The 2,770-nt window shown below is 67.5% G+C and carries 1 protein-coding gene and 1 rRNA gene; one reads left to right on the top strand and one right to left on the bottom strand.

Annotation, left to right across the window (positions count from 1 at the left end; genetic code table 11):
* A 16S ribosomal RNA gene (locus ACG2DA_RS22300) occupies nt 1-86 on the bottom strand; the annotation flags it as partial.
* A 543-nt stretch (nt 87-629) separates the two neighbouring features.
* Here ACG2DA_RS22300 and metG point away from each other — a divergent pair.
* Nucleotides 630-2,711, top strand: coding sequence for a methionine--tRNA ligase (gene metG, locus ACG2DA_RS22295; protein WP_395258836.1), 2,082 nt, complete (start codon nt 630-632; stop codon nt 2,709-2,711).
* Nucleotides 2,712-2,770 lie beyond the last annotated feature (59 nt).

The raw sequence follows: 2,770 nt of genomic DNA, 5'->3' as shown, positions 1-2,770 counted from the left end.
CCCCGAAGGGCTCGTCGCCGCACGACTTGCATGCCTAATCCACGCCACCAGCGTTCATTCTGAGCCAGGATCAAACCCTTCAAGTGACTTGGTGCCGGAAGCAAGCTTCCGGCGAAACTCGGGTGTTTGATCCGCCGCGCCCGTCGATCAAACCCTCCCACGAAGGAGAGCCGTCGGCGGCCGCCGCGCTCGCGTCATCGGATCCGTATGGTCCGGCACGAACCGTGATGCACGGTTCGCTCGAAACTGTCTGGTTACAGGTGCTTGAGTTCGCTCTCCGCTGGAGAACGACTCAAGCGTCGTAGACTACCTAAATCGAATTGTCAAAGAGGGGCCCGGTCGAACGTTGGTCGGCCGGGCGGCCCGGAGGGCGGCGGCTCCGCGGCGGTCGCTTTCGCGTCCCGCGGCCTCTCCGCCCCGTTGGGCGAGGGGGATAGTACTCGCGGAAATCGGGAGGTCAACGGTCCGGCCGCGCGTTTTTTCGGAATCTCCGTTCCGGGCTGCGATCTGCCTGTCCTCGAAGCGTCGCGGCAGGACGGGTAGGGTTGCGCCTTCCTCCCCGCGCGGCAGGCGACGAGGCGTCGTCGGCGTCGGGGGGGACGGACCGCCGTTCCTCGCACCGTTCGCTCATGGCCGCCGCCGAGACCGCTTCGCCGACCGCTTCCCGTCGGATCCTGGTGACCAGCGCGCTGCCGTACGCGAACGGGCCGATCCACATCGGGCACCTCGTCGAGTACCTGCAAACCGACATCTGGGTGCGGTACCAGCGGATGCGGGGACACCGCACGGTTTACGTCTGTGCCGACGACACCCACGGCACCAGCGTGATGATCTCCGCTCGCCGGGCCGGGGTGACGGAGGAAGCGTTCGTCGCCGGGGTGCGGGAGGAGCACCTCGCGGACTTCGCCAAGTTCGGCGTGGAATTCGACCACTACGGCAGCACGAACTCGGAGGCCAACCGCACCCTCTGCGAGCGCGTCTGGGGCGCGCTGACCGCGGCCGGTCGGGTCGAGGAACGGACCGTCTCCCAGTTGTACGACCCCACGGAGGGCACCTTTCTGGCGGACCGGTTCGTCAAGGGCGCCTGCCCGAACTGCCAATCGGCGGACCAGTTGGGGGACAGTTGCGAGGTGTGCGGGGCGGCGTTCGAGCCGACGGACCTGATCGACCCGGTCTCCACCCTCTCCGGGACCACGCCGGAGGTGCGGGAGGCGTCGCACCTGTTCGTCACCATCGAACCGCTGCACGAGTTCCTGCGCGAGTTCGTGGAGGGCGGGGCCGTGCCGCCGGAGGTGGCGAACTACCTGAAGGGGCAGTTCCTCGGCGACGCGTCCGATCCCAAAGAACTGCGGGACTGGGACGTCTCCCGCCCGGCGGCCTACTTCGGGTTCGAGATCCCCGGTCACCCGGGGCAGTTCTGGTTCGTCTGGTTCGACGCTCCGATCGGCTACGCGGCCAGCACGCTAGAGTGGTGCGAAGCCCGCGGGGAGAACTTCGACGACTGGTGGGGCGCCGACGCTTCCAGCGAGCTGCACCACTTCATCGGCCGGGACATCACCTATTTCCACTGCCTGTTCTGGCCGGCGATGCTCAAAACGGCGGGGATGAAGCTGCCGGACCGCATTCACGTGCACGGCTTCCTCACCGTGGACGGGGCGAAGATGAGCAAGCGGCGCGGGACCTTCATTCGGGCGGCGAAGTACGCGGAGCACCTCGATCCCAGCTACCTGCGGTACTACTTCGCCACGAAGCTGACGCCGCGGTGGGACGACTTCGATCTGAACCTGACCGACTTCGCCGACCGGGTCGATTCGGATCTGGTGAACACGATCGTGAACCTCGCCAGCCGCACGGCCCGGTTCGCCAAGCCGACGGGGCTGAGCGAGACCTACCCCGACGACGGCGGCCTGTTCGCCGCGGGGGCCGCCAAGGCCGATCTGTTGGCGGACCTGTACGAAGCGGGCGACTTCGCCGCGGTCACGCGCGAGGTTCTGGCCTTGGCCACAGCGGCGAACGGCTACGTCGAACGGGCCGAGCCTTGGGCGATGAACAAGGACCCTGCCCGGGCCGACGAACTGCGGGACGTCTGCACCGTCGCCCTGAACCTGTTCCGTCAGGTCGCGGTCTATCTGGCCCCCGTGCTGCCGGAGTTGGCGGCGAAGACGGAGGCGTTACTCCACTGCGAATGTTCGTCCTGGGAGGCGGCGACCGTGCCGCTGACGGGGACGCCGGTTTCCAAATTCAAACACATGCTGACCCGGGTCGACCGGGCGAAGGTGAGTCAAATGGTCGAGGAATCGAAGGCCGAACACGCCGAGGCGGAGATCGCCGAGACGCCGGCCGCGGGCGGCAAGGACTACATCGCCGACGAGCCGCTCGCCGAGGAGTGCACGATCGACGACTTCCTGAAGGTGGACCTGCGGGTCGCCGAGGTGCTGGAGAGCGAGGCCGTCGAGGGGGCGGACAAGCTGCTCAAGCTCAAGCTGGGCCTGGGCGGCGACCACACGCGACAGGTGTTCGCAGGAATGAAGAAGGTCTACTCGCCGGAGAGCCTGCTGGGCCGGAAGGTGATCTGCTGCGCGAACCTGAAGCCGCGGAAGATGCGGTTCGGCGTGAGCGAGGGCATGGTGCTGGCCGCCGGGGCCGGCGAGCCGGACATCTACATCCTCGCCGCCGACGACGGCGCCCAGCCCGGCATGCGGGTGCACTGAGGTGCATTGAGAGTTCCTGATCCGTCATGATCGCCGCGTCCCGGACCCTTCGAGGGTCC

The sequence above is a fragment of the Alienimonas sp. DA493 genome, from assembly GCF_043951915.1.
Taxonomy (GTDB): Bacteria; Planctomycetota; Planctomycetia; order Planctomycetales; family Planctomycetaceae; genus Alienimonas.
This window is presented reverse-complemented; position numbering and strand designations above follow the sequence as displayed.

What these genes read in the sequence shown, in the direction of transcription:
- metG (WP_395258836.1), top strand. Translation starts at nt 630, where the DNA reads ATGGCCGCCGCCGAGACCGCTTCGCCGACCGCTTCCCGTCGGATCCTG.